The organism is Reyranella sp., assembly GCF_030651995.1.
Lineage (GTDB): Bacteria > Pseudomonadota > Alphaproteobacteria > Reyranellales > Reyranellaceae > Reyranella.
Genome location: NZ_JAUSBN010000067.1, coordinates 112,944 through 136,647, shown reverse-complemented (window position 1 = coordinate 136,647; position 23,704 = coordinate 112,944). Strand labels below are relative to the sequence as shown.

The following is a 23,704-nucleotide window of genomic DNA, read 5'->3' as shown; positions in this document are numbered from 1 at the left end:
GAATCTGGGAGAGAAACCGACATGGCATCCGCCAAACGCCGCCGCACAACGAAGACCGCACCGAAGAAGGAAACAGGACTCCGCCAGGGTCTCGCCACCTATGGTGACGCGGGCTTCTCGCTGTTCCTGCGCAAGGCCTTCATCAAGGCCGGCGGCTATTCCGACGACGCGCTCGACCGGCCGATCGTGGGCATCACCAACACCTTTTCCGACTACAATCCCTGCCACGGCAACGTGCCCGACCTGATCGAGGCGGTGAAGCGCGGCGTCATGCTGGCCGGCGCGCTGCCGATGGTGTTCCCGACCATCTCGATCCACGAGAGCTTCTCCCACCCCACCAGCATGTTCCTGCGCAACCTCATGTCGATGGACACCGAGGAGATGATTCGCGCCCAGCCGATGGACTCGGTCGTGCTGATCGGCGGCTGCGACAAGACCCTGCCGGCCCAGCTCATGGCCGCGGCCAGCGCCGACCGGCCGGCCGTCGTGCTGCCGGTGGGACCGATGCTGGTCGGCCACTTCAAGGGCGAGGTGCTGGGCGCCTGCACCGACTGCCGCCGCCTGTGGGGCCAGTATCGCGCCGGCACCTTCTCCGAGACCGACATCGAGCAGGTGAGCGAGCGCCTGGCGCCGACCAAGGGCACCTGCATGGTGATGGGCACCGCCAGCACGATGGGCTGCATCGTCGAAACGCTGGGCATGGGGCTGCCGACCAGCGGCTCGATCCCGGCTACCCATTCGGACCGGCTGCGCATCGCCGAGCAGACCGGCCGGCTCGCGGCGGAGATGGCCGTCAAGCAGGGCCCGAAGCCCAGCGAGATCATGACCAAGGCCGCGTTCCGCAACGCGCTCACCGTGCTGCAGGCGATCGGCGGCTCGACCAACGCGCTGGTGCATCTCACCGCGGTGGCGCGCCGGCTCGGCGTCGAGATCGAGTTGGAGGAATTCGACGAGATCGGCCGCAACGTGCCGGTGCTGGTCGACCTGAAGCCGTCGGGCGATCACTACATGGAGCACTTCCATTGGGCGGGTGGCAATTCGCGCCTGATGAAGGAGATCCGCCGTAACCTCGACGAGACGTGCAGGACGGTCGCCGGCAAGACCCTGAAGCAGGTGATCGATGCCGCCGAGATGGTGCCGGGCCAGACGGTGATCCGCAGCGCAAAGAATCCGATCAAGCCGACCGGCGGCATGGCCGTGCTCCGCGGCAACCTCGCGCCGCGCGGCGCCGTCATCAAGCACGCAGCAGCCTCGCCTGCGCTGATGACCCACACGGGCCGTGCCGTGGTGTTCGACTCGCTGGAGGATCTTGCCGCCCGCGGCGACGATCCGAACCTCGACGTGAAGGCCGACGATATCCTCGTGCTGCGCAATGCCGGCCCCAAGGGCGCACCCGGCATGCCAGAGGCAGGCTCCTTCCCCATCCCGATGAAGCTCGCACGTGCGGGCGTGAAGGACATGATCCGCATCTCCGATGCGCGCATGAGCGGTACGGCGTTCGGGACCATCGTACTGCATGTCGCGCCCGAGGCCGCCGTCGGTGGACCGCTCGCCCTGGTGAAGACCGGCGACCGCATCACCCTCGACGTGCCGAAGCGCCGGCTCGAACTCCATGTCGATGCCAAGACGTTGGCGGCCCGCAAGAAGGCCTGGAAAGCGCCGCCTGCCCATCCCGGCAGCGGACGCGGCTATGCCGGCCTGTTCTTCAAGACCGTGTTGCAGGCCGACGAAGGCGTCGACTTCGATTTCCTCGGACCGGAAAAGTGACCGAAGCCAAGCTCCCCCGCATCTCGGTCGTCGTCACCTGCTACAATTGCCGTGACTACATCGCCGACGCGATCCGTTCGGTCGCGCGCCAGACGTTGCGCGACTTCGACTGCGTCATCGTCGACGACGCCTCGACCGACGATTCGGTCGCGGTCGTCCAGCAGACGCTGGAGGAGCTTGGCGATGCCCGCTTCCGCCACGTCCGTCTGGAGAAGAACGTCGGACAGACCGGCGCCACGCGCCGTGGCCTCGCCGAGACGAACGCCATGTTCGTCTGTTTCCTCGATTCCGACGATCTGTGGAATCCGGACTTTCTCGAACGCCATCTCGCCGCGCATCTCAACGAGGCCTACGCGGTGGGCTTCACGGCCTGCAACGCACGCCTGATCAACGGTCAGGACGAGCTGATCGCGGGCGGCATGTACTGGTTCGGCAAGGACCGCGCCCGCGCCGACCGCGACCAGGCCTTCGTTCCGCTCGATGCGACCCGCGTGCCGACGCTCGATGTCGCGCAGGGCACTGCCCGGTGGCCAGGACAAACGCCCTACCGCCTCTACACCAGGCGCGTGGTCCACTGGGTCTGGGTCAGCACGTCTTCGATGATGTTCCGCCGGTCCTTGATCAATCTCGTCTTCCCCGAGGATGACGAGGTGTTCCGCCTGCACATGGACTTCTACGTCGTCGTCATGGCCCAGATGGTGGCCGGCTCGCTGCTGATCGACGACGCGCTCTATTCCTATCGCCTTCACGGGCGCAATGGTGCCGCGGACAATCCCGTGCTCGGCGGACGGCTCCATCTGTCGAGTCGCAATTGGGGAGACACCTATTCGCGTATGCTAGATCGCATGCTCGATGCAATGATGAAGAACGAAGAGCGCTTCGTGACGGCGCTGGGCGATCGCCAGTATCGCCGCATGGTGCTGCGCATGCGCGCCGCGCGATCGAACGCCTTCATGAGTTATGTACTTACAATTCGGAGTTGGTTGATCTAGCACAGTTCCTGCGTCATCCTTTCACGGCTGGCGTTCCTGTCATTCGCGGGAACTCGGGGGAGATGACGATCGTGAGCAGGTTCGGACGGTGCCTGGGCGTTTTCGCTCTGCTGGCCGGCAGCCTTGGTGCTGTCATGGCGACCGTACGTCCTTCCTCCGCCCAGACATCGAGCGCTTCGGCCGCCGACGAGGCCGAGTACGACGCAGCCTTCCAGGAGATGCTGCGGAAGCCGTCCGATCTCGACACGCTGTTCAAGTTCGCGATGATCGCGTCCAAGACTGGCGATCTCGAGGGCGCCATCTCGGCGCTCGAACGCATGCTGTTGGTCGATCCCGACCTGCCGCGCGTCCGCCTCGAGTTGGGCGTACTCTACTACAGGCTGGGCTCCTTCGAAGTCGCGCGCAGCTACTTCGAGATGACGCTGAAGTCGGCCTCGTTGCCGCCGGACGTGAAGAGCCGCGCCGAACAGTTCCTGGCGGAGTCGGAGAAGCGGCTGACGCGCTCGCGCTTCAGCGGCGAGATCTTCGCCGGCATGCGTTATCAGTCGAACGCAAACCTCGGGCCGCCGACGTCCAGCGTCCGCCTGTTTGGTCAGGCGGCCAACCTGAATCAGACGGCGCTGGGCACCGCCGACTGGGGCGCCGTCACCTCGGGCTTCGTCCGCCACACCTACGATCTCGGTCAGAACGACCGGGCCCAGCTCGAAACCCAGCTCTCGGGCTACCTCAACCGGCAGTTCCAGATCCAGGCGGCCAACGTGTCCATCCTCGACCTGACCTCGGGGCCGCGTTTCCAGGCATTCCAGGGCATCTTCGAGGACGTCACACTGAAGCCGTTCGGCTCGGTCGGTTACATCTTGGTCAACGACGTCCCGTACTATGGCAGCTTCGGCTCAGGACTCGTAGTGGGCGCGCTGCTGTCGGACAGGCTGCGCAACACCACGAACGTCAACTGGCGGCGGCAGATTTACCAGAACAGCTGGTATCTCCCGACCAACAACCAGTTCACCGGCGTCGAATACGCCGCCAACACGACCTTCCAGTACCAGGTCAACGACGCCGTGATGCTCTATGCCAACGGCAACCTGCAGCGCTACCAGACCGACAGCACGCCGTGGCAGAACTACACGCTCTACGGCGCCGGCGGCGGCATGTCCTTCTCCTTCGCGGATCCCCTGTTCAAGAGCCAGATGCCCTGGAGCATCAGCCTGTTCGGCAACGTGCAGTGGTGGTATTATGACCAGCCCGACGCCGTCGTGGATCCGACCGTTACCCGACAACAAACGGACACGATCCTGAATATAACCCTGTCCGTTCCCTTCGATCAGCGGACGATGTTCACGGTATCGGGCGGACGGTTCGTGCGGTCCTCGGATATCCCCAACTACGCCTTCACGAACAACAGTGCGCTCATCGGAGTAACCTGGCGCTTCTAGCGCCGCTCAGGAGATCACAGTGGCCACCAGACTTTCCGGCGCGAGCCTGCCCCTGCTGACCGCCGCGCTTCTCGCCGCCGGCGCCATTCTTCTGCCGGTCGCCGCCAGCGCCAAGGTCGGCGTCACCTCGGCCGCCGAGGGCGATCCGCGGGGCAAGCCGCCCGCAGAAGCCGAGCGCGTGCTGCGCGTGGGTGTCGACGTGCAGGCCAACGAAGTGATCACGACCCAGGCCAACGACCGTGCGCACCTGATGTTCCTCGACGGCACCTCGCTGTCCGTCGGTCCGAACGCGCAGCTCACCATCGACAAGTTCGTCTACGATCCGGCGACCAAGACCGGGGACCTCGCCATCAACGCCAGCAAGGGCGTCTTCCGCCTCGTTGGCGGCAAGATCAGCAAGACCAACGCCATAACCGTCACCACCCCGTCGAGCACCATCGGCATCCGCGGCGGCATCAGCATCTTCAACGTCGGCCAGCAGCAGACGATGTCGATCTTCGTCTTCGGCATCAGCATGACGGTCGGCGCCGGCGGCAAGCTGGAGATCGTCACGCGCCCCGGCTTCCAGGTGACGACCATCTTCGGAGGCCTGCCGGGCCAGGCCGGCGCCGTGCCTCAGGGTGCCCTGGGCGCCCTCTTCGCCCAACTCGAAGGCAGCAGAGGCGGGAGTCAGGGCGGGGCCGATCAGGCCGCGCAGAACTCGGGCTTTTCGGGCGCCAATTCGGGCCAGGGCTCCGGGAATACTCTGGGCAACCGTTTCGGAACCGGTCCCGGTCCGAGCAACGTGAACCCCAGCAACGTCTTGACCAATGCACTAACCAACGCCTTCGAGACGGCGCCGTCCAACCTTCCGGAAGTCGTCTCGAGAGCGAACCAGTCGCAGCAGACGATCACGTACAACGGCGTGATGGGCGGTCTCGTCAGGAACAACGGCAGCTATTCCTACGGCACGGGCACGTATCAGCAGGTCTGGTCGATGAACACGGGCACCGGCAACACGACCGCGAATTTCAACAACAGCAGCTACAACGGGACGACGACCCGCATCGGCAACCATGGTTTCCAGGCGAACATGCCGACGACAAGCCCGAACACGCCCGGCCGCACGATGAACATGAACGGCGCCTTCGCCGGACCGGGATATCCGAACCTTCAGGCCGGAACCTTCTCGGTGAATGGTCCGAACTATCAGGCCGGCGGCGCCTTCGTGGGACAGAAGGCGGGCACTCCCCCGGGACAGTGACGCCCCGGCGTCAGCCGATCCTCGCGGCGATGAAGTCGGCAATGGCGGCGATGTCGTCGCGCCGGAACCACGGCAAGTCGCCTTCCACCGGCCGGACATCGGCGGCGATCGCCACGATCGCGGGGTCACCCGGCGCCAGCGGCTCGGCCTCGGGCGAGGCGCGCACCTCGATCTTGAGGTGCGGTTCGCGCTTGTAGCCCTCGATCAGCACGAGGTCTGCGGGCGCGAGCCGCGCCAGAACTTCCGAGATCGCCGGCTCCGGCGTCTCACGCATGATGGCGTAGCGCCGGCCGCCGACCAGGGCGACCTCGCCGGCACCGGCTGCGCGATGACGATACGAATCGGTGCCCGGCCGGTCGATGTCGATGTCATGATGGGCATGCTTGACGGTCGACACCCGCCAGCCGCGGCGAACGAACTCGGCCACCAGACACTCCGTCAGCGTCGTCTTGCCGGCGTTCTTCCAGCCGGTGATGCCGAAGAGACGCGGCGAGCTCACGCGATGATCCGCTCCGCACGGGCATAGACGGTCAGGCGTCCGTCGCGCACGAAAGCAACCAGTGCGATGCCCGCCTGCTCCGCCGTCTCGATGGCGAACGACGTCGGGGCGGAAACGGCCGCGATCGCCGACGCACCGATCGCCGCCGCCTTCTGCACCATCTCGTAGGAGCAGCGGCTGGTCACGACCACGAAGCCGCCGGGCTCGGCGTCGCCGCTTCGCGCCAGCGCACCGGCCAGCTTGTCGAGTGCGTTGTGACGACCGACATCCTCGCGCACGGCGACGAGCGTGCCATCGGCCGACGCCCAGCCCGCGGCATGCGTGGCGCCATTCGTCCGGTTGATCTTCTGAAGCTCCGGCAGTCCCGCCATGGCCCGCTCGATCGACGACCGCGCCACCGGAAGCGGATTGGACACCGCCGGGACCGAGCGCAGTGCCGCGTCCAGGCTGTCGACACCGCACAGGCCGCAGCCGGTGCGCCCTGCAAGGCTGCGCCGACGCTCCTGGAGACCCGCCATGCGTTGTGCCGCGATCTCGAGCCTGACCTCGATACCGCGCCCGACCGGCTCGACCTCGATGTCGTAGATTTCCGACGGCCGCTCGACGATCCGCTCGGTGAGGGAAAAGCCGCGGGCGAAATCCTCGAGGTCGCAGGGCGTCGCCATCATCACGGCATGGCTGATGCCGTTGTAGACCAGCGCCACCGCGACCTCCTCGGCGACGGTCTCCTCCAGCGCCTCGCTGCCGCCGGCGGTGAGGCGGCGGGCCGGCCGGCGAACCAGGCCTCGGCGGGTCATGCGGTGGTCTCGTCGATGAGTCGGTGCCGGCCCAGCCTCGCCCCGAACGTCTCCGTGCCCGGAAACTTCGCCGCCAGCCAATGTTCGATGTCGGTATTCATCCCACGCCTAGAATTCGACCACGGGCGTGGGCGGCACGTAGCGATCGAAGACCTGCAGGAAGGGCTCACCGCGCTCGGCCTCGTACCAGGCCTCGAAGGCACGGAAGGCCGCGATCGGATCGGCGATCACCGGCGGCTCGACCGGCCGGCCATCCTCAGGCTCCGGCGGATGCGCCTCGGCATGGAGCGCCTCGGCGATCGGCCGCAACCAGTCGAGCAGCGGCCGGGCTCCCTCGCCCAGTTCGCCAAGGCCGTTCTCGATCCAGCCGATGTCGCGGAACAGCGCTTCCAGTTGGCGCTCCACCGCGAGGTCCCGATCGGGCTCCAGCGCGGCGACCCGAGCCATGTCGGAGAGCGCACTGAGGCGGCGCCACGCAAAGGTGCGGGCACGCTCGGCCTCCCTGATCTGGGCCTCGACGGCGGCTCGCACCGTGCGCTCGGCCGTCTCGGCCGCGGTGCAATCCGCCTGGAGGCGGCCGATCAGGGAGTCTACGGCAGACGGCATGCCGGGAGTTGACCCGACCGGCGGCGCTGCTGCAAGCGTCTCTGCCTGCCGCCTTACTTGGCGTACTTGAGTTCGACCTCGGCGACGCCGGCCGCGACGTTCAGGCCGACGCTGCCCTCGACGCTGACGGGCTGCAGCGTGATCTGGCCACTGCCACCGCCCAGCAGGACATTGGCGCCGACGCCACCGCCCACCGTGGCTTGGGCTGTTGCACCGGCATAGCCGCCCGCCAGGGCGCCCGGCGCGATGCTGCCCGGTGCGAACACGAGCCAGACGATCTGCGATTCCTTGGTGAAGCCGATATCGACGCCATAGCGCTTGATGGCGCCCGTGTACTTCTCTCCGACGCCGTCGGTGCGCGCGAAGATGCAGTCGAGGTCCTTCGAGGAGCCGAAGATGAAGCCCATGCCGCCCGCAACCTTGCAGGTGAGCGAGCCGACGTTCGCGCCGGACTTGCCGGCCGCCTTCGGCGTGCCGGGAGCGGCCGGGGTCTGAGCCTGGGCCGCGACGCCGAGGCCGGCCATGAGGGCGGCGGTCGCAGCGGTCGTCAGTATGGATCGAAGCATGTCGACATCCTTTCAGAGGTTGAGAGTCAGTCTTCTTTCTTCGCCCGCTCGATCGCCTCGAGAATCTCCGTGAGGCCGACCGTGTAGACGACTCCCTGCTTGTTCATTTCGTGCCGGATCGTGCGAATGAGGCCGGCCTTCCGGATCATGAGATTGGCCAGTGCGATCTTTGCGTCCTCGTTCGTCACGTCGTCCTCTTGATCCTCACGACCCGTCCCGGGTTCCACTGGCCTAGTTGTTCTGGCCGCGTGCCTTCAGGACGTAGCCGGTCGCCCGGAAATCCGAATCCTGCCGGATGGCTGCCGTCACGACCGGATCATTATGCGGGTTGCTGCTGGCGATCAGGGCGTCCGTCTCGGCCTGGCAGTTCGCACTGATGATCCGCCCGACGCTCGACGCGTCCGCGGTGTCGTCGGCATAGGGTGCGGCCTGCCTCTGGAGACAAGCGTCGCGCGCCTCGTATGTCTTGCCAACCGCCTTTACGGTCCAAGGCGCCGAATACTGAGAGTTCACCGAACAGGCCGCCAGCGACAGCAGGGCGACGAGGATCAATGTTCGCATCGGTAGGCTGGACTCCAGAGAAACGAGTAAGAATGGCGGAAGAGAGTGGGAGTCGAACCCACTAAGAACCGGCTAACGGCCCTCTCTGGCTTTGAAGGCCAGCCGCCCCACCGGGAGCGCTTCCCCTCCGGGGCGGATGATTCACCAGAACCGATCCCGTGTCACCTGTCATACTGGGATGAAATTCCTCAAGGGATTCAAGACCATGACCATCGAGCTGAAGTATGTCATCGCCAATGTTTCGGACCTTGCGGCAGCCGTTGCCTTCTGGCGCGACACCGTCGGCCTGAAGCTCAAGTTCGAGACCCCGGACTGGGCCGAATTCGACACCGGCCCAACCCGATTGGCGCTCAAGCCAGCTTCACCGGCAAATCCGGCGGGGACATGGCAGCCGGGCCTGCGGGTTCCCGACCTCGCCGCCAAACGCGCCGAACTCTCCGCACGGGGCGTGAGTGTCGGTAGCACACCGCACGAAGAGCATGGCTTCCTGCTGTCCCTGTTCAGCGGCCCCGATGGCGCGCCGGTCAGCCTGAGCGGCCCCGTGCCTAAGCCATAGGCGGTGGACCATACTGCCCCGCCTTCTGCGGCACCGCTCGGCGCTGGTCGCCACGGCGGACCGTGATACCGTGGCGGTCGAAGAATTCCAGGATCTGGATAGCCACCTTGCGGCCATTGTCCAGCTTGTCGCGGAACTCGGCGGCACTGAATTCGCGACCGAAGGCGTTCGCGATTGCGATCATCTCCGCCACCACCGGGCGCAGGAAGAAATGGTCCGGCGCCACCTCGACGACCCTTCCCAGCTTCGAGAGGCGCTGCAGCAGCCGGCGCGTGTCGGTCTCCGGTACGTTGTAGGCCTGCGCGAAGTCACGGACACGCGGCGGCTTGAAGCGGTCGCGTGTCATGTCGGCGGAGATCTTCTGCCAAAGGGCCTCGTCGCGCGATCCGAGCTTCAGCGAATGACCGGGCAGGCGCAGGAAGGCGCCGTCGACGACGACCGTCTTGGCGCGGATCTCCTGGTCGAGCAGCACCTTGAACACAGGTGCCGGCCAGCGCCGCTTAAGCGTCACGCGCAGGCGCTCGGCCTGCAGGCCCGGCGCGTCGGCCTTGGCCTCATGGAAGGTCTTGAGCGTGTCGACCATGTCCTGGCGCGCCGCCGCGAGGGTCTCGGCGAGAAAGCCGAAGCCTTCGAGCTTCTGGCCGCCCGCCGCCTCGAGATGCTTCTCGATCTCGGCGGGCCGGAGGTTCCGCGACAGACCGAAGCGGCCAAGATCGACGAAGCCGCCTTCCAGACGCAGCAGCCGCGGCATGACCTCGTCATCGCTCTCGGCAAGTGAAGCCAGCTCCAGCAGGCGCCGTTCGGCGCGCCGGTTGCGGGGTGGACCGAACGGATCGACGACCGTCCCGCCGGCCATCGTACGAGTGGCGGACGGATCACGGAGGATGACCCGGTCGCCTGCGAGCGCGCCGACCTTCTCGTCGAGCACGATCTGGGCGAGCGCCTGGTCACCGGGCGCCAGCCTCTCGCCCTCGAGCAGCGCCACGCGGCCCATCACATGCGCCGATCCCAGGTGAACGTGCACCGGGGACCAGTGCTTCAGCGGCTGCGCTTCCGAGGCGAGCAGGTTCAGGCGAACGTCGATGCGATCGGTCGGCGCGTGAAGCTCCGGGCTCACCACCCAGTCGCCGCGCTTGATCGCATCCCTGGAAAGCCTGGGGCCGGCAAGGTTGAGCGCGCAGCGCTCGCCGGCGCGCCCGATCTCCGCGGGCCGGTTCTGGGCATGCAGCGAGCGCACCCGCGCCTCGATGCCGGACGGCGTCAGCAGCAGCCGGTCGTCGACCCTGATCTCGCCGGCATGGACCGTGCCGGTGACGACGACGCCCGCGCCCGACAGCACGAAACAGCGATCCACCGCCAGACGCGCGAACCCCGCAGCGCCCTTGCCGCTCTCGCCGAGGATCAGCAGCTTTTCCTTCAGTTCGTCGATCCCCTGCCCGGTCACCGCCGAGACCGGCACGATCTCCGCGCCGCGCAACGAGCTGGTGGCCAGCAGGGCCTCGATCTCGGCCATCCGCTCGAGCTGCTGGTCCTCGTTGGCGAGGTCGGCCTTGGTGAGCGCCACGATGCCGCGATCGAGGCCCAGCAGGTCGAGGATCTGCAGATGCTCGACGGTCTGAGGCTTGATCCCCTCGGCCGCCGACACGACCAGCAGCGCCGCATCGACGCCGGTGGCGCCGGCCAGCATGTTGTGCACGAACCGCTCGTGACCGGGCACGTCGACGAAGCCGAGCTGGCGGCCATCGCCGAGATCGCTGTAGGCATAGCCCAGGTCGATGGTGATGCCGCGCGCCTTCTCTTCCTTGAGGCGGTCGGCATCGACGCCGGTCAAGGCCTTCACCAGCGCGGTCTTGCCATGATCGATGTGGCCTGCCGTTCCGACGATCATGACAGAGGCTCCTTGGCCAGCCGCACCCAATGCAGCGCCTCGACCACGCCGCGTCCGGTGCCCCTGCCGGCAAGACAGCGCGGCGAGCGGTCGAGCGGCCTAGCCTGCCACGACATGAAGCTTGTCCAGTTGGGCGATGAAAGCCGCTTCATCGTCGAGCGTGCGGAGATCGAAGTAGAGCGTGCCGTCGCCGATCCGGCCAATCACGGGGATCGGCAGGCGACGGAAATTGTCGGCGATCCGGTCGAGGCCCTTGGCGTTGATCGCGATCGCGAACGACGGCAGCAGGTCGACCGGCAGCGCGCCCGAACCGATCTGTCCCCGCACCTCCGCCACGCTCACCTGCGCCCTGTCGCCAAACGCCGCCTGCACGGCCGGCAGCAGCCGTTCCGCCACCGCGCGGATCTCGGCGGCCGGCCGCGCCAGGGCGCGTATGGTCGGCAGGCGCTCGGCCAGGCGTCCCGGATCGGCGTAGAGCCGCAGCGTCGCTTCGAGGGCGGCCAGGCGGACCTTGTCGAGCCGCAGCGCCCGCTTCATCTGGTTGCGCGCGATGCGCTGGATCAGCGGCTTGCGGCCGACCACGAGCCCGGCCTGCGGCCCGCCCAGGAGCTTGTCGCCGGAGAAGGTGACGACATCGACGCCGGACGCGACGGCTTCGCGCGCCGTCGGCTCGTGCGGCAGCCCCCAGGTCTCGAGATCGGCCAGCGTGCCGCTGCCGAGATCCTCGATCAGCGCCACGCCCTTCTCGCGCGCCAGCGGCACGAGTTCGGCGGCCGCAACCGACTTGGTGAATCCCTGGATCGCGTAGTTCGAGGGATGGACCTTCATGATGGCGGCGGTGTCCGGCCCGATCGCCGCCGCATAGTCCTGGAGATGGGTGCGGTTCGTCGTGCCGACCTCGACCAGACGGCAGCCGGCGCGCGCCATGATGTCGGGAATGCGGAAGGCCCCGCCGATCTCGATCAGCTCGCCACGCGACACGATGACCTCGCGGCCGGCGGCAAGCTCGCTCAGCACCAGCAGCACCGCGGCGGCATTGTTGTTGACGGCCGTCGCCGCCTCGGCCCCGGTCAGGCGGCAGAGCCAGGGCGCGACGTGATCGTCGCGCTCGCCGCGCGCACCGCCCCCCAGATCGTATTCGAGCGTGGTCGGCGAGCGCATCGCCTCGACCGCCGCGGCAATGGCCTCCTCGGCCAGAACGGCGCGGCCGAGATTGGTGTGCAGCACGGTGCCCGTGAGGTTGAACACGCGGCGTTGCGAGGGTTGCAGGAACGCAGCCAGACGCGCCGTGCACCAGTGGACGCAGGCGGCTTCGCTCGCGACCTCGGGCGTCCCCCGTCGCTCCTCGACCCATGCCCGGAGCGCTTCGATGACGAGCGGACGGCCGGCGCGCTCGATCAGCGGCGCGAGCGTCGGCCAGGAGGCCATGCGATCGATCGACAGGGGGCGGGTTTCGGAGGCGCCATCGGCGCGGTCGGCACGCGACACGGGATTGTTCCTACCAGAGAGAGGGCGAACGTCCTGTCCGCCGACGGTCAACATGGCTCAGGCCCGACGACCGATCAATCACTTCTCCGGCTGTTCCATCATGTCAGGCTCGAACGGATCGGGCATGCGCGCGAGGACCTGGCCTCGCGTGCGGCCGAGGGAATCCCCGCCCCTCTCAGGGCTTCCGCTGGAATCCCCAGGTCTGCGCCAGAATCTCGCCCATCCGGGCGGCGATGATGCGATTGCCGAGGCTCTCGTTCGCGGCATCCCGGGCGTAGTGGATGTGGTCGGCGTAGATCGTGGCCTTCTCCCCGGCGAAGATCTGCGTCAGGTCGAAGACGGGCGAGCCACCGTCGCGCAGGGTCATCAGTCCGGCGACGATGTTCTTGTAGATGTCGCGATACGAGAGGTCGCCGACGACGCGCTTCTCCTCCTCGGTGAGCTCCTTGCCGATGGCCGGTGCCGGCTGGATGAAGTAGGCCGCCTTCACATTGTTGTCGCGCGCGACCGCGAACGTCGCCCTCACGTACTTCTGATAGAGGCCAAGCTGGACGTCGAAGGCCAGCTTGTGGTTGCGCTGAATGTCCTCCGGCAGGTGGAAGATGCTGTTCAGCGTCGTCTTCTTGGTCGACTTGAAGATGTCCTTGCCCTTGGCGGCCTGCTCGATTCCCCGCACCACCATGTAGGCGGCGTGCGAATGGCCGAGGACCGGATTCAGCGCCAGGGTGCCGGCGATCCGGCCCATGACCCAGCCGATCGCCGCATCCCCGAAGTTCTCGTCGGCGACGAACGGATTGACGTCGAGGAAGTTGCTGAGCGGCCGCTCCAGCCGCTCGCTGAAGCCCGGCTGGAAAAAGTAGTGCTCGTTGAATCCGCCGAGGACGGCGACCGCGTCGACCGACGAGGCATAGAGCGAAAACAGGATGAAGGGCTGCGGCTCCTTCCAGGCGCCGTCGCCGCCGTTCAGGACGAGGAACGGCTTGCCGTTCGGGCTGACGTACTTGTTGTTGAGTTCCTCCTCGAGATAGCGCGGCGCGGGCGGCGCCGCATTCTGCCCGAGCTGGGACGCCACGGAGCCGCCGGTCAGCATCACGACATAGCGGTCCGTGGGCTTGAGGACCGGAAAGTCCGGCCCGAACAGACCGACGTTATTGACCCACGGCAAGCCGCACGGCGGATTGGCGTGGTGGACGAAGGCGACATAGGGATGCGGAAAGAGCGTGTCGACGTAGCGGCACGAGCTCCCCTTGGTGGCATCCCGCACATAGGTGTTCTGCGTGCGGTCGAACAGCTCCCTCGCCGGCGTATGGCGGCCATCTTCCAGGTACATCCAGGCGATGGCCGTGACTTCGATCGCGGCGAGCGAAAGGACAACTCCGAAAAGGACCGAAATCCAGCCGAAGATACGCTGCTTCATCTCCCCGTCCGCTACTTCCTCGTTTCCTGGATCGCCTGCCATACGCGCTGCGGCGTCGCCGGCATCTGGATGTTGCGCACACCGAGCGGCCACAGCGCATCCATGATCGCGTTCATGACCGTGGGCGTCGATCCGACCGTGCCGGATTCGCCGACACCCTTGGCACCGATCGGGTTGCTCTTGGCCGGCACCGTATCGTCGAGCTGGTTGTTGAAGGTCGGGAAGGTCTCCGCGCGCGGCATCGCGTAATCCATGAACGAGCCGGTCAGGAGCTGGCCGCTTTCGCGATCGTAGACGTTCTCCTCCAGCAGCGCCTGGCCGATGCCCTGGGCGCAGCCGCCGTGGATCTGGCCGAACACGATCGGGCGGTGCAGCGGCTTGCCGACATCGTCGACCGTCGTGTAGCGCTTGAGCTCGACCATGCCGGTGTCGGGATCGATCTCGACCTCGCCGACATGGGCGCCGTTGGGCCAGGCGATGCCGTCGACCGTGTTCACGTTTTCGATGAAGATGCGCTTGTCGGGCTGCTTCGCCGCCAGCTCGCCGAGGCCGATGCCGCGGTCGGTGCCGGTGATGGTGAAGCGGCCGGCCGAATAGACGATGTCGGCGGTGGCCGCCTCGAGCGCATCGGCGGCCAGTTCCTTGCCCTTGTCGACCAGCTTCTCGCTGCCGCTCAGCACCGCCGAACCGCCGATATAGGCCGAGCGCGAGCCCATCGAGCCGACGCCGCCGACCCGGTCGGAATCGCCCATGGCGATCTCGATCTTGGACGGGTCGATGCCGAGCAGTTCGGAGGCGAGCTGGGTGAAGCTGGTCTGCAGCCCCTGGCCCATGCCCTGGGTGCCCATCCAGATGACGACCTTGCCGTCTTCCTTGACCTCATAGTGCGCCATCTCGTTCAGGACGTTGGCCGAGGTCCATTCGACATAGGAGGCGAGGCCGCGGCCATAGAGCTTGCCGCGCTTCTCGGCCTCCGCCTTGCGCGCCGCGAAACCGTTCCAGTCGGCCGCCTCGAGCGTCTTGGTGAGGAAGAGGTTGAAGTCGCCGGAATCGTACTTCTCGCCCATCGCCGTGGTGTAGGGCATCTGCGAGGGCTTCACGAAGTTGCGCCGGCGCAGCTCGGCCGGATCCATGCCGATCTGGCGCGCCGCCGTGTCCATCATGCGTTCGAGGTTGAAGATGCATTCCGGACGACCGGCCCCGCGATAGGCACCGATCGTGGCGGTGTTGGTGATGACGCAGGTGATCCGGAGATCGATCAGCGGGACGTCGTAGGTGCCGGTCGTCACCTTGGGGCCGACGAACAGCGGGATGACCACGCCGCCGCGCGAGGGATAGGCCCCGATATTGGCGAAGGCCTCCATGCGCAGTGCCAGGATCCGGCCGTCCTTGTCGAAGGCCATCGAGGCCTTGTGGAACTGGTCGCGGCCGGCGGTCGTCGCGGCGAACTCCTCGCCGCGCTCGGCGCGCCAGCGCACCGGGCGCTTCAACACCTTGGCGGCCCATACGGCCACAGCCTCGTCGGGCTGGATGCCGACCTTCATGCCGAAGCCGCCGCCGATGTCGCGCACGACGACGCGCACCTTGTCCTTGGGCATCTTCAGAATGACGTCGCACAGCGTATCGCGCGTGACCGACGGGTTCTGGCTGCCGATATGGACGATCAGCCGGTCGTTCTCCCACTCCGCCATGACGGCGCGGGGCTCCATGGCGTTCACGATCAGCCGCTGGTGCACGATATCGAGCGACACGACGTGGGCCGCGGCCTTGAAGACCTCCTCGGCCTTGGCATGATCGCCGAACTTGTTGTAACCGGCGATGTTGCCGGGCGCGCCCTGCCAGACCTGCGGGGCGCCGGGCTTCAGCGCATCCTCGATCTCGGTGACCGACGGCAGCTGCTCGTACTCGATGTCGACCAGCTCGACGGCGTCCTGCGCCTGCTCGCGCGTATCGGCCACGATGGCCACGACGGCCTCGCCGACATAGCGCACGGCCTGATGCGCCAGCGACCGGCGGGGCGTCATCTCGGGCTTGCTGCCGTCGGCAGCCGGGAACATCGCCGGGAAGGCGAAATTGCCGACGCCGTCCTTTTCCATGTCGGCCCAGGTGTAGACCGCGACGACGCCCGGCGCGCCCTTCGCGGCCTCGGTGTCGATCTTCAGGATTCTTGCATGGGCATGCGGGGAACGAACGAGGACCACATGGGCCTGGTTCGGGCGCGAGAGGTTGTCGGTGAAGCCGCCCGTGCCGGTCAGAAGCCGGTCGTCCTCGACACGCTTGATGTACTGAGCCTTGCCAAACACCGCCATACGCCACTCCCGCCGCAGATTTCCATCCGGATCGGCCGGACTATAGCGGCGAAGCGGCGTCCCACAAGTCAGCGCGACGGATCACCCCCAACTCAGTGGCGGAGGCTGGGCATCTCCGGCAGCGGCACGATGCGGATTCCCGCCGCCTCGAGACCCTCGCGGACCGCCTTGGCGACGCTCACGGCTGTTGGACCGTCGCCGTGGACGCAGATGGAATCGACCCGGCAGGGGATGCGCTTGCCCGAGGTCGAATAGATCGCCTGCTCGTCGACCATGCGCCGGACATGCTCGACCGCCTTGGCCGGATCCTTGATCATCGAATTGGCTTCCTTGCGCGGCGTCAGCAGGCCGGCGTCGGTGTAGGTCCGGTCGGCGAAAACCTCTTCGGCGACGCGCAACCCATGCTTGAGCGCGGCCTTGCCCTGCTCGGTGTTGGCCTGGGCGAGGAAGATCAGGTCGCGATCCACGGCCTTGGTCGCGCGGGCGATCGCCTCGGACATTTCCGGGCTCTCGGCCGACATGTTGGCCATCATGCCGTGCGGCTTCATGTGGGTGACCTTGGCGCCATGGAGGGCCGCGATCGCCTGCAACGCCCCGATCTGGTAGGCGATGTTGGCCTCCAGTTCCTTGACCGAGAGGTTGATGACGCGGCGGCCGAAGCCCTGGAGGTCGGCGAAGCCCGGATGGGCACCGATCGATACGCCGTTCTGGGTGCAGAGCTTCACCGTATCCATCATCACGACCGGATCGCTGGCGTGGAAGCCGCAGGCCACGTTGGCCGACGCGACGATCTTCAGGACTTCGGTGTCATTGCCCATCACCCAGGGTCCGAAGCTCTCGCCCAGGTCCGAGTTGATGTTGACGTGTCCTGCATTGGTCGCGGCGGCCATGGGAGACTCCCTCTATCTGAAGCGCTATCCTAGCAGATGTGAGCGTTCGATACCTCTCCTGCGGCGACACCGCCTTCACCGTCGAGTTCGGCAACGAGATTTCCCCCGAGATCAACGGCCGGGTCATGGCACTCCACGCCGCGATCGGCCTGGCCCGCGGGGCCGGGGAGATTTCCGGCGTGATCGAGACCGTCCCCACCATGCGGTCCCTGATGGTGACCTACGATCCGCTTGCGACCTCGCGTGCCGACCTCCAGCCCAAGGTCGACGCGCTGATCGCCCGCGGTCTGCCGGCCGACGCCGGGAGCCGCCAGGTCACCGTGCCGTGCTGCTACGACGATCCCGAATTCGCGCCCGACCTCGCCGACGTCGCGGAGCGCACGAAGAAGACGCCGGAAGAGGTGATCGCGGCCCACCTCGCCTCGCCGTTCAAGGTCTATGTGCTGGGCTTCATGCCGGGGCTCGCCTATGTGGCGGGGCTCGACCAGGCGCTCTTCCTGCCCCGCCGCAGCCAGCCGCGCGTCCGGGTGCCGCGCTCCTCGGTCGCCATCGCCATGGACATGACCACGATCTACCCGTTCGAGAGCCCCGGCGGCTGGCACCTGATCGGCCGCACGCCACTCTGGATGTTCGACAAGCGCCGTGAGCAGCCGGTCTTCCTGTCGCCCGGCGATTCGCTCGCCTTCGAACGCATCGACCGCCGGCGCTTCGACCGCATCGCCGGCGAGGTCGAGGCCGGCACGTTCGACTGGGCGAGCCTGGTGAAGAGCAAATGAGCGCCGGCTTGAAAGTCGTCCGCGCGGGCCTGTTCGACACGCTGCAGGATCTCGGCCGTACCGGCTTCATGGCGCTCGGCATGCCGACCGCCGGCGCAATGGACCGGATCGGCCTCAGCCTCGCCAACGCACTGGCCGGCAATCCCGCCAATACCGCCGGGCTCGAGATCGGCGTCATGGGACCCGACCTGCTGGTCGAGGCCGACAGCGTGCGCATCGCGCTGGTGGGTCCGCTCTCGCCCGCGCTGATCGACGGACCGGACGCCGCGCCCAAGCCCCTGGACTCCGACCGCAGCCATCTCCTGAAGCGCGGGCAGGTCCTGCGCGTCGGCATGATCGAGGGAGCGAGCACCGCCTATCTCGCCGTGGCGGGCGGCTTCGACTTGCCGGCCTTCATGGGCAGCCTCTCGACCTATTCCAGGGCCGGCATTGGCGGCTTCGACGGCCGCAAGCTCGCGGCCGGCGACCTGCTGCCGCTCGCCAAGGCGGCCGTACCGGCCGGCAACGAGCGCAGGATCGCGCAGCCGTTCGACTATGGCAGCGGGCCACTGCGCGTGGTCTGGGGGCCGCAGGAGGACTATTTCAGCGAGGAAGGCCGCCGGACCTTCGTGGAGGCCGAGTATCGCGTGTCCAAGGAAGCCGATCGCATGGGCATCCGCTTCGAGGGACCGACGATCGCCCACGCGAAGAGCGTCGACAACGGCGGCGCCGACATCATCTCCGACGGCATCGCGCCCGGCGCCATCCAGGTGCCCGGCGCCGGCCTGCCGATCGTGCTGCTGGCCGACCGGCAGACGGTCGGCGGCTATCCCAAGATCGCCACCGTCGCGTCGGTCGATCTGCCGCGCCTCGGACGCCTGCTGCCCGGCCAGACCGTCCGCTTCGCCGCCATCACCGTCGAGGAAGCCGAGACCCTGCGGCGCGACCAGGACTCAAGGCTCCAGCGCGCCATCGCCGCCTTCGTGGTGGCGCGCCCGCCAGGCGGTATCGACCTGGCGCGGCTCTACGAAGAGAACCTGATCGACGGCGTCGTTTTCGATTCGCCGTAGAGCGTGACCTCGAAGCCTTCATCGGGCGAGGGCGGGACGAAGTAGCTGGTGAAGAGGTCGAACTCCGCGTCGCTGGCCTCGAAGGCGTGTGTACCGGCGGCGTTGCGGGCGCGCAGCCGTGCCTTGCAGACATCGTCGGGCACGTCGAGGAAATGGAGCCGGTGATCCGCACCGGCGCGCTCGAAGAGGCTGCGCATCCACTGACGACGGGCCGGTGTGTTCGCTGGAAAATCGAGCACGACGGACAGGCCCGCCTCCAGCAGCGTGACAATATGGTCGCCCATCACCTCGCGCAGGCGGCGGGAGTTGCGGACATAGTCCTCGATCGTCTTCTGCTCATCCTTGTAGAGACAGGCGAGCCAAGCATCCTCGCTGATCCGAATCGTGCCCGGGTGCACTGTCAGCCTGGCGGCGAGCGTCGATTTTCCGGCGGCGATCTTGCCGCAGATCATGTGGAGCGTCGCGCCTGCTCGATCAGCCGTTTCGTCCATCGGTAGCTCCCCGCGAAGACGCTTTAATGTAGCCGGTCCGGGTCTGCGTTGGTACGAACCGCAAGGGCTGGAAACGTGCCGACAAACGATCGGGGGATGCGTCGAGATGAGCTGGCAACCGGAAATGGACGAGCTGCGCCGCCGTCAGGAGATGACGAAGCGCATGGGCGGTGCCGACAAGGTCAAGCGTCAGCATGAAGGAGGCCGCCTCACGGTCCGCGAGCGCATCGACCGGTTGCTCGACGAGGGTTCGTTTCGCGAGATCGGCAGCGTCGCCGGCAAGGCGGAATATGACGGCCGCAACGAACTGGCCGATCTCACGCCGGCGAACGTCGTCATGGGCCGCGGCAAGATCGATGGACGGCACGTCGCCGTCACCGGCGACGACTTCACCGTGCGCGGCGGCTCGGCCGACGCCACGATCAAGGAGAAGTCCAACTACGTCGAACGCTACGCCAACCAGTACCGAATTCCGGTCGTGCGCCTGATCGAGGGATCGGGCGGTGGTGGATCCGTGAAGACGATCGAAACGACCGGCCGCGCCAACGTACCGGGAGTGAGCGGCTGGGAATGGACCGTGCGCAACATGGGCGTGGTGCCCACCGTGGGCCTCGGCCTCGGCTCGGTCGCGGGCCTCGGCGCGGCCCGCCTTGCGGCCACGCACTACTCGGTGATGGTGAAGGAAGTCTCCGCGATGTTCGTCGCCGGGCCGCCGGTGGTGAATCGCCTCAGCGCCAAGCAGTACGACAAGCAGGAACTGGGCGGCTGGGAAATCCAGCTGCGCGCCGGCGCGATCGACGAGGCGGTCGACAGCGAGGACAAGGCCTTTGCCGCGGCGCGCCGCTTCCTCTCCTATCTGCCCTCGTCGGTCCACGATGCGCCGCCACGCGGCCCCGTGACCGACGATCCGGCGCGACGCGAGGAGTCGCTGTTCGACGCCATCCCGCGCGACATCCGCAAGGTCTATCGCATCCGGCCGATCGTCGAGAAGGTCGTCGACCAGGGCAGCTTCTTCGAGATGGGGCGGCTCTACGGCCGTTCGGTCGTGACCGGCTTCGCGCGCGTCGACGGCTGGCCGGTCGCGGTGATGGCGAGCGACCCGATGTTCTATGGCGGCGGCTGGACGGCCGATACCTGCCAGAAGGTGACGCGCTTCCTCGACCTGGCCGAGACCTTCCACCTGCCGGTCGTCTATTTCTGCGACTGTCCCGGCTTCCTGATCGGCCTCGAGGCCGAGAAGAGCGGCGTCATCCGACAGGGCGTGCGCGCCATGTCGTCGATGTTCCAGACGACGGTGCCGTGGTGCACCTTCATCATCCGCAATGCCTTCGGCGTGGCCGGCGCGGCGCACCAGAACGGTTCGCGGATGAACTGGCGCTATGCCTGGCCGTCAGGCCGCTGGGGATCGCTGCCGCTGGAAGGCGGCATCGAGGCCGCGTATCGCGCCGACATCGACGGGGCCGAGGATCCCAAGGCCAAGATGGCGGAGATCGAAGACCGGCTGAACAAGCTGCGGTCGCCGTTCCGCAGCGCCGAGAGTTTCTGGATCGAGGAGATCATCGATCCGCGCGATACGCGCAAGATCCTCTGCGAATTCATCGAGCTGGCCGCGCCGGTGCGCGGCAGCGGCCCGGCGAGCATGTGGATGCGTCCCTAGCCGCGCCAGCCGTAGCCCTTGAGCTTCGGCAAGAGGCCGCAGGCCGGTTCGAAGGGCGGATTGCTGAGATAGTCCTGGTCGGACACGACATAGGACTGGCCGGGCGAGCGGCTGACGACCGCGCTCAATGCCGGATAGGACCAGTCCTGGAAGAAGAGCTTGTTCGGCCAGTCATGCAGCGGCAGCGTCTCGGCCCGCACCATGCCTTTGCTGCCGTCGACGACGACGCGCAGGCGCTCGACATAGCCGCTCCACAGGCGCGTGAGCACGATGTCGGGAACCGCCCCCGCGACCGTCAGCGCTCCCAGCAGCAGCACCATCCGCCGCGCCACTGCAGGCTGGCGCACGACGGCAAAGATGCGCGGCGGATCGCGGCGCGCCACCTGCAGCCACATGCCGACGAGGAGGGCCGCCAGCAGCATGCCGGCAGCCTGACGGGCGACGTAGTGCGACGGCGGATACAGGATCGACGGCCCGTGCACGAGCCGCCACCAGGGCGACAAGGCAAGCAGCACGGCAATGACGCCCATCACCACCAGCGGTCCCCTGCCCTCCAGCCAGGCCGGCCGTCGAAAGCCCGCGATGGCGCAGATGAGAAAGCCCGCGAGAGGGATGGCGAACTGTATGTTCCGCCAGAAATCGACACTGGTGGAGCGCACCTTCATGAAGTGCGGATGGTCCCAATAGTCGAAGATCGTCACGGCCGATACCAGCGCCGCGCCGACGAAGGACAGCGCCGCCAGGTAGCACAGGAGTTTCGTCGCCGGATCGCCGCCGCTGCGCCGGGTCGCCCACAGGATCGCGGCCGCCAGCAGCGGTCCGAGATAGATCGTGGCCTCGTAGGAGCGCAGGCAGAGCAGACCGAAGGCCAGCAGAAGTGCGGCGTCCCTGCGACCGGTACCGTCGGTCGTGAGCGCTACCGCCATGGCGGCGGTGATGCAGGCAAAGGCCACGTTGTATTCGCCGACGATGAAGAACGAGGTCGGCAGGTAGACCGCGGCAACGATCGCCAGCACCGCGGCCAGCAGCACGGGATCGCGGCGCACACGGACAAGGGCGAAGTGATAGAAGGCGGTCGGCAGCGCGAACAAGGCTGCCGAATAGACCATGGCCAGCATCCTCGTGTCGCGGACGCCCCATTCGGCCAGCAGCAGCACCGGCGCCTGCGTCACCCAATCGACGTGGGCGCGGGCGGCGTAGAAATCGTGGAAACGGCCGTGGTCGAGCAGATTCACCAGGAACGAGGAGCCGTCCCAGAACAGGCCACGACAGGTCAACGTATTGTGCAACGCGAGCGCCCAGAGGAGCACCGCGACAGTCCGGGCAACGGCGACCGGCGACATCGTGGGCACGGTCAGTCGCGCCACATGTAGTTCCCCAGCGGATACGGTTCGGCTGGCGGGAATGGTTGCCAGTTGTTGAAGTCGCGCGGCGGCGCGATGATGCCGTCACCGAGTTTGCCGCGCAAAGCCAGGCTCTGGCTGGGCAGAATCCACGACTCGACCAGCGTCTCGAGAGGACGCCGCGAGAGGGGCGTGGATTCGAAGGCGATCACGCCGCTGTTGCTGCGCACGATCGTTCGCACCGTATCGAGATAGGTGCGCCATTCGAGCGTGAGATAGACGTTGGACGGCAGTACCGCGAGCACGACCAGGCAGGCGAATGCGAGAATCCGGCTCGATATCTCGGTTCGGCGCAAGGCGACGAACGAGGCGAACCGGGAGCCGAGCGGCGACGTGTAGAGCCACATCAGCACGACGATGGTGGCGATGACGAGGCCTGCGAGGCTGCGGGCGGTGTACTGCGACTTGGCATGCGGCCGCACCAGCGAGTCGGTCAGCACCAGCAACGGTGACAGCGCCAGCAGGATCAGGAAAATGCCGGCGAAGATGTACGGCCTGCGCCCGGCGAGATCCTGCGGACGCAGCAGCGCCCACCCGGAGATGACCAGAGCCGCGCCCATCGCCAGGTCGAATTGAACGTTCTGCCAGGCATCGAGCACCGTCGCGGCCGTCCGGCTGAGATGGTCTTCCGAAAAGGGGTGGATCACCGAATCCGCCGCCACCCACATGCCGCCCAGGAAGGGCAGGATCGCGACCAGGTAAAGAAGCGTGGCGCCAACGGGTCGCGGCCGGATCCGGTAGACCGTCCAGGCGATCATCACGGCCAGCAGGGGTCCCAGGTAGATCATCACCTCGTAGGTCCGGACCGCCAGCAGGCCGACCGCAACCAGGAAGGCACCGTCGGCCACGCTCAGTTCCTTCGCCGTCACCAGCCGTACGGCCACCACGATGCCGATGGCATAGGCGGTGTTGTATTCGCCGACGATGAAGAAGGACGTCGTCATGAAGACGACGCCGATCGCCGCGAGGACCGCGGCCAGCAGGACGGGATCGTCCTTCACCCGCATCAGCGCGAGATGATAGAGCGCGGTCGGGAGGGCGAAGAGGCCCAGCGACAGTAGCTGCGCCATCAAATGGAGATCGGTGACGCCGAGGAACACCGCCGTAAGGATCGGCGCCTGGCCGAGGATCATCGCGTAGAGGCGCGGGTCGTAGAAGTCGAAGAAAAACTCCCGCCGGGCGACCTGCACGAGGAATGCAGATCCATCGACGAAAAGCCCCCGGCACTCCCAGCTGTACCAGAGCGCCAGGATCCAGAGCAGGCCGACCGTGGCCCTGTATGCGACTGCAGTTGTTGGCATTTCCCCGCGAGC

At 67.0% G+C, this 23,704-nt stretch carries 22 protein-coding genes and 1 tRNA gene; 8 read left to right on the top strand and 15 right to left on the bottom strand.

The genetic code is table 11. The features are described from left to right. The first annotated feature begins 21 nt into the window (after positions 1 to 21). From Q7V45_RS21085 to Q7V45_RS21070, 4 genes are all read left to right on the top strand, one after another. Positions 22 to 1,767: an IlvD/Edd family dehydratase gene (locus Q7V45_RS21085; RefSeq protein ID WP_304855745.1), complete on the top strand. Its 1,746-nt coding sequence runs from the start codon at positions 22 to 24 to the stop codon at positions 1,765 to 1,767. Then, a complete protein-coding gene (locus Q7V45_RS21080; protein ID WP_304855742.1) occupies positions 1,764 to 2,759 on the top strand; it encodes a glycosyltransferase family 2 protein in 996 nt (331 codons plus the stop codon). Before Q7V45_RS21085 ends, Q7V45_RS21080 begins: the two co-directional genes overlap by 4 nt. Positions 2,760 to 2,830: 71 nt before the next feature. Beyond that, positions 2,831 to 4,195, top strand: a complete 1,365-nt coding sequence (locus Q7V45_RS21075; protein ID WP_304855739.1) for a M48 family metallopeptidase — start codon at positions 2,831 to 2,833, stop codon at positions 4,193 to 4,195. A gap of 19 nt (positions 4,196 to 4,214) precedes the next feature. Next, a complete protein-coding gene (locus Q7V45_RS21070; protein WP_304855737.1) occupies positions 4,215 to 5,438 on the top strand; it encodes a FecR domain-containing protein in 1,224 nt (407 codons plus the stop codon). 10 nt (positions 5,439 to 5,448) lie between these two features. On the opposite strand, the gene mobB is transcribed toward Q7V45_RS21070, so the two are convergent. From mobB to Q7V45_RS21035, 7 genes are all read right to left on the bottom strand, one after another. Next, positions 5,449 to 5,937, bottom strand: coding sequence for a molybdopterin-guanine dinucleotide biosynthesis protein B (mobB, locus tag Q7V45_RS21065; protein ID WP_304855735.1), 489 nt, complete (start codon positions 5,935 to 5,937; stop codon positions 5,449 to 5,451). After that, the gene (gene fdhD / locus Q7V45_RS21060; RefSeq protein ID WP_304855733.1) at positions 5,934 to 6,734 is read right to left on the bottom strand and encodes a formate dehydrogenase accessory sulfurtransferase FdhD; all 801 of its coding nucleotides are present in this window, start codon (positions 6,732 to 6,734) and stop codon (positions 5,934 to 5,936) included. The genes mobB and fdhD overlap by 4 nt, the downstream gene beginning before the upstream one ends. A gap of 108 nt (positions 6,735 to 6,842) precedes the next feature. After that, a complete protein-coding gene (locus tag Q7V45_RS21055; protein ID WP_304855731.1) occupies positions 6,843 to 7,340 on the bottom strand; it encodes a hypothetical protein in 498 nt (165 codons plus the stop codon). Positions 7,341 to 7,393: 53 nt separating this feature from the next. Then, complete coding sequence (locus tag Q7V45_RS21050; protein ID WP_304855729.1) at positions 7,394 to 7,906, bottom strand: DUF992 domain-containing protein; 513 nt, start codon at positions 7,904 to 7,906, stop codon at positions 7,394 to 7,396. Positions 7,907 to 7,932: 26 nt separating this feature from the next. Beyond that, the gene (locus tag Q7V45_RS21045) at positions 7,933 to 8,094 is read right to left on the bottom strand and encodes a hypothetical protein (RefSeq protein ID WP_304855727.1); all 162 of its coding nucleotides are present in this window, start codon (positions 8,092 to 8,094) and stop codon (positions 7,933 to 7,935) included. A 43-nt stretch (positions 8,095 to 8,137) separates the two neighbouring features. Continuing rightward, positions 8,138 to 8,458: a hypothetical protein gene (locus Q7V45_RS21040; RefSeq protein ID WP_304855725.1), complete on the bottom strand. Its 321-nt coding sequence runs from the start codon at positions 8,456 to 8,458 to the stop codon at positions 8,138 to 8,140. A gap of 42 nt (positions 8,459 to 8,500) precedes the next feature. Beyond that, positions 8,501 to 8,596, bottom strand: a tRNA-Sec gene (locus Q7V45_RS21035). A gap of 49 nt (positions 8,597 to 8,645) precedes the next feature. Between Q7V45_RS21035 and Q7V45_RS21030 the strand changes: the two genes are divergently transcribed. Next, on the top strand, positions 8,646 to 9,023 hold the full coding sequence (locus tag Q7V45_RS21030) for a VOC family protein (protein WP_304855722.1): 378 nt from the start codon (positions 8,646 to 8,648) through the stop codon (positions 9,021 to 9,023). Here Q7V45_RS21030 and selB read toward each other — a convergent pair. The 5 genes from selB to Q7V45_RS21005 all read right to left on the bottom strand — a co-directional run bounded on the left by selB (position 9,013) and on the right by Q7V45_RS21005 (position 17,015). Further along, complete coding sequence (gene selB, locus Q7V45_RS21025; protein WP_304855720.1) at positions 9,013 to 10,911, bottom strand: selenocysteine-specific translation elongation factor; 1,899 nt, start codon at positions 10,909 to 10,911, stop codon at positions 9,013 to 9,015. The two genes, Q7V45_RS21030 and selB, sit on opposite strands and share 11 nt — an antisense overlap. A gap of 99 nt (positions 10,912 to 11,010) precedes the next feature. After that, a complete protein-coding gene (gene selA / locus Q7V45_RS21020; RefSeq protein WP_304855783.1) occupies positions 11,011 to 12,339 on the bottom strand; it encodes an L-seryl-tRNA(Sec) selenium transferase in 1,329 nt (442 codons plus the stop codon). Positions 12,340 to 12,574: 235 nt separating this feature from the next. Beyond that, positions 12,575 to 13,816 carry a hypothetical protein gene (locus Q7V45_RS21015; RefSeq protein ID WP_304855718.1) on the bottom strand — a complete coding sequence of 414 codons (1,242 nt, stop codon included), beginning with the start codon at positions 13,814 to 13,816 and terminating at the stop codon, positions 12,575 to 12,577. Between the two features lie 11 nt (positions 13,817 to 13,827). Next, positions 13,828 to 16,125 (bottom strand): xanthine dehydrogenase family protein molybdopterin-binding subunit, encoded by a 2,298-nt coding sequence (locus tag Q7V45_RS21010; RefSeq protein ID WP_304855716.1) that lies wholly within the window; start codon positions 16,123 to 16,125, stop codon positions 13,828 to 13,830. 92 nt (positions 16,126 to 16,217) lie between these two features. Next, positions 16,218 to 17,015: a LamB/YcsF family protein gene (locus Q7V45_RS21005; protein ID WP_304855714.1), complete on the bottom strand. Its 798-nt coding sequence runs from the start codon at positions 17,013 to 17,015 to the stop codon at positions 16,218 to 16,220. A 38-nt stretch (positions 17,016 to 17,053) separates the two neighbouring features. Between Q7V45_RS21005 and pxpB the strand changes: the two genes are divergently transcribed. Continuing rightward, entirely contained in the window at positions 17,054 to 17,791 is a 738-nt protein-coding gene (pxpB, locus tag Q7V45_RS21000) for a 5-oxoprolinase subunit PxpB (protein ID WP_304855711.1), read from the top strand. Continuing rightward, on the top strand, positions 17,788 to 18,840 hold the full coding sequence (locus Q7V45_RS20995) for a biotin-dependent carboxyltransferase family protein (RefSeq protein WP_304855708.1): 1,053 nt from the start codon (positions 17,788 to 17,790) through the stop codon (positions 18,838 to 18,840). The genes pxpB and Q7V45_RS20995 overlap by 4 nt, the downstream gene beginning before the upstream one ends. Here Q7V45_RS20995 and Q7V45_RS20990 read toward each other — a convergent pair. Beyond that, positions 18,795 to 19,331, bottom strand: coding sequence for an AAA family ATPase (locus Q7V45_RS20990; RefSeq protein WP_370692636.1), 537 nt, complete (start codon positions 19,329 to 19,331; stop codon positions 18,795 to 18,797). The genes Q7V45_RS20995 and Q7V45_RS20990 overlap by 46 nt on opposite strands. Positions 19,332 to 19,437: 106 nt before the next feature. Between Q7V45_RS20990 and Q7V45_RS20985 the strand changes: the two genes are divergently transcribed. Beyond that, positions 19,438 to 20,988, top strand: coding sequence for an acyl-CoA carboxylase subunit beta (locus Q7V45_RS20985; RefSeq protein ID WP_304855706.1), 1,551 nt, complete (start codon positions 19,438 to 19,440; stop codon positions 20,986 to 20,988). On the opposite strand, the gene Q7V45_RS20980 is transcribed toward Q7V45_RS20985, so the two are convergent. Then, entirely contained in the window at positions 20,985 to 22,355 is a 1,371-nt protein-coding gene (locus Q7V45_RS20980) for a hypothetical protein (RefSeq protein WP_304855705.1), read from the bottom strand. The genes Q7V45_RS20985 and Q7V45_RS20980 overlap by 4 nt on opposite strands. Next, positions 22,343 to 23,692 carry a hypothetical protein gene (locus tag Q7V45_RS20975; protein WP_304855704.1) on the bottom strand — a complete coding sequence of 450 codons (1,350 nt, stop codon included), beginning with the start codon at positions 23,690 to 23,692 and terminating at the stop codon, positions 22,343 to 22,345. The genes Q7V45_RS20980 and Q7V45_RS20975 overlap by 13 nt, the downstream gene beginning before the upstream one ends. Positions 23,693 to 23,704: the final 12 nt, after the last annotated feature.

What these genes read in the sequence shown, in the direction of transcription:
- Q7V45_RS21085 (WP_304855745.1), top strand. Translation starts at nt 22, where the DNA reads ATGGCATCCGCCAAACGCCGCCGCACAACGAAGACCGCACCGAAGAAG.
- fdhD (WP_304855733.1), bottom strand. Translation starts at nt 6,734, where the DNA reads ATGACCCGCCGAGGCCTGGTTCGCCGGCCGGCCCGCCGCCTCACCGCC.
- Q7V45_RS21055 (WP_304855731.1), bottom strand. Translation starts at nt 7,340, where the DNA reads ATGCCGTCTGCCGTAGACTCCCTGATCGGCCGCCTCCAGGCGGATTGC.
- Q7V45_RS21050 (WP_304855729.1), bottom strand. Translation starts at nt 7,906, where the DNA reads ATGCTTCGATCCATACTGACGACCGCTGCGACCGCCGCCCTCATGGCC.
- Q7V45_RS21030 (WP_304855722.1), top strand. Translation starts at nt 8,646, where the DNA reads ATGAAATTCCTCAAGGGATTCAAGACCATGACCATCGAGCTGAAGTAT.
- selB (WP_304855720.1), bottom strand. Translation starts at nt 10,911, where the DNA reads ATGATCGTCGGAACGGCAGGCCACATCGATCATGGCAAGACCGCGCTG.
- selA (WP_304855783.1), bottom strand. Translation starts at nt 12,339, where the DNA reads ATGGCCTCCTGGCCGACGCTCGCGCCGCTGATCGAGCGCGCCGGCCGT.
- Q7V45_RS21015 (WP_304855718.1), bottom strand. Translation starts at nt 13,816, where the DNA reads ATGAAGCAGCGTATCTTCGGCTGGATTTCGGTCCTTTTCGGAGTTGTC.
- Q7V45_RS21010 (WP_304855716.1), bottom strand. Translation starts at nt 16,125, where the DNA reads ATGGCGGTGTTTGGCAAGGCTCAGTACATCAAGCGTGTCGAGGACGAC.
- Q7V45_RS21005 (WP_304855714.1), bottom strand. Translation starts at nt 17,015, where the DNA reads ATGGCCGCCGCGACCAATGCAGGACACGTCAACATCAACTCGGACCTG.
- Q7V45_RS20995 (WP_304855708.1), top strand. Translation starts at nt 17,788, where the DNA reads ATGAGCGCCGGCTTGAAAGTCGTCCGCGCGGGCCTGTTCGACACGCTG.
- Q7V45_RS20990 (WP_370692636.1), bottom strand. Translation starts at nt 19,331, where the DNA reads ATGGACGAAACGGCTGATCGAGCAGGCGCGACGCTCCACATGATCTGC.
- Q7V45_RS20985 (WP_304855706.1), top strand. Translation starts at nt 19,438, where the DNA reads ATGAGCTGGCAACCGGAAATGGACGAGCTGCGCCGCCGTCAGGAGATG.
- Q7V45_RS20975 (WP_304855704.1), bottom strand. Translation starts at nt 23,692, where the DNA reads ATGCCAACAACTGCAGTCGCATACAGGGCCACGGTCGGCCTGCTCTGG.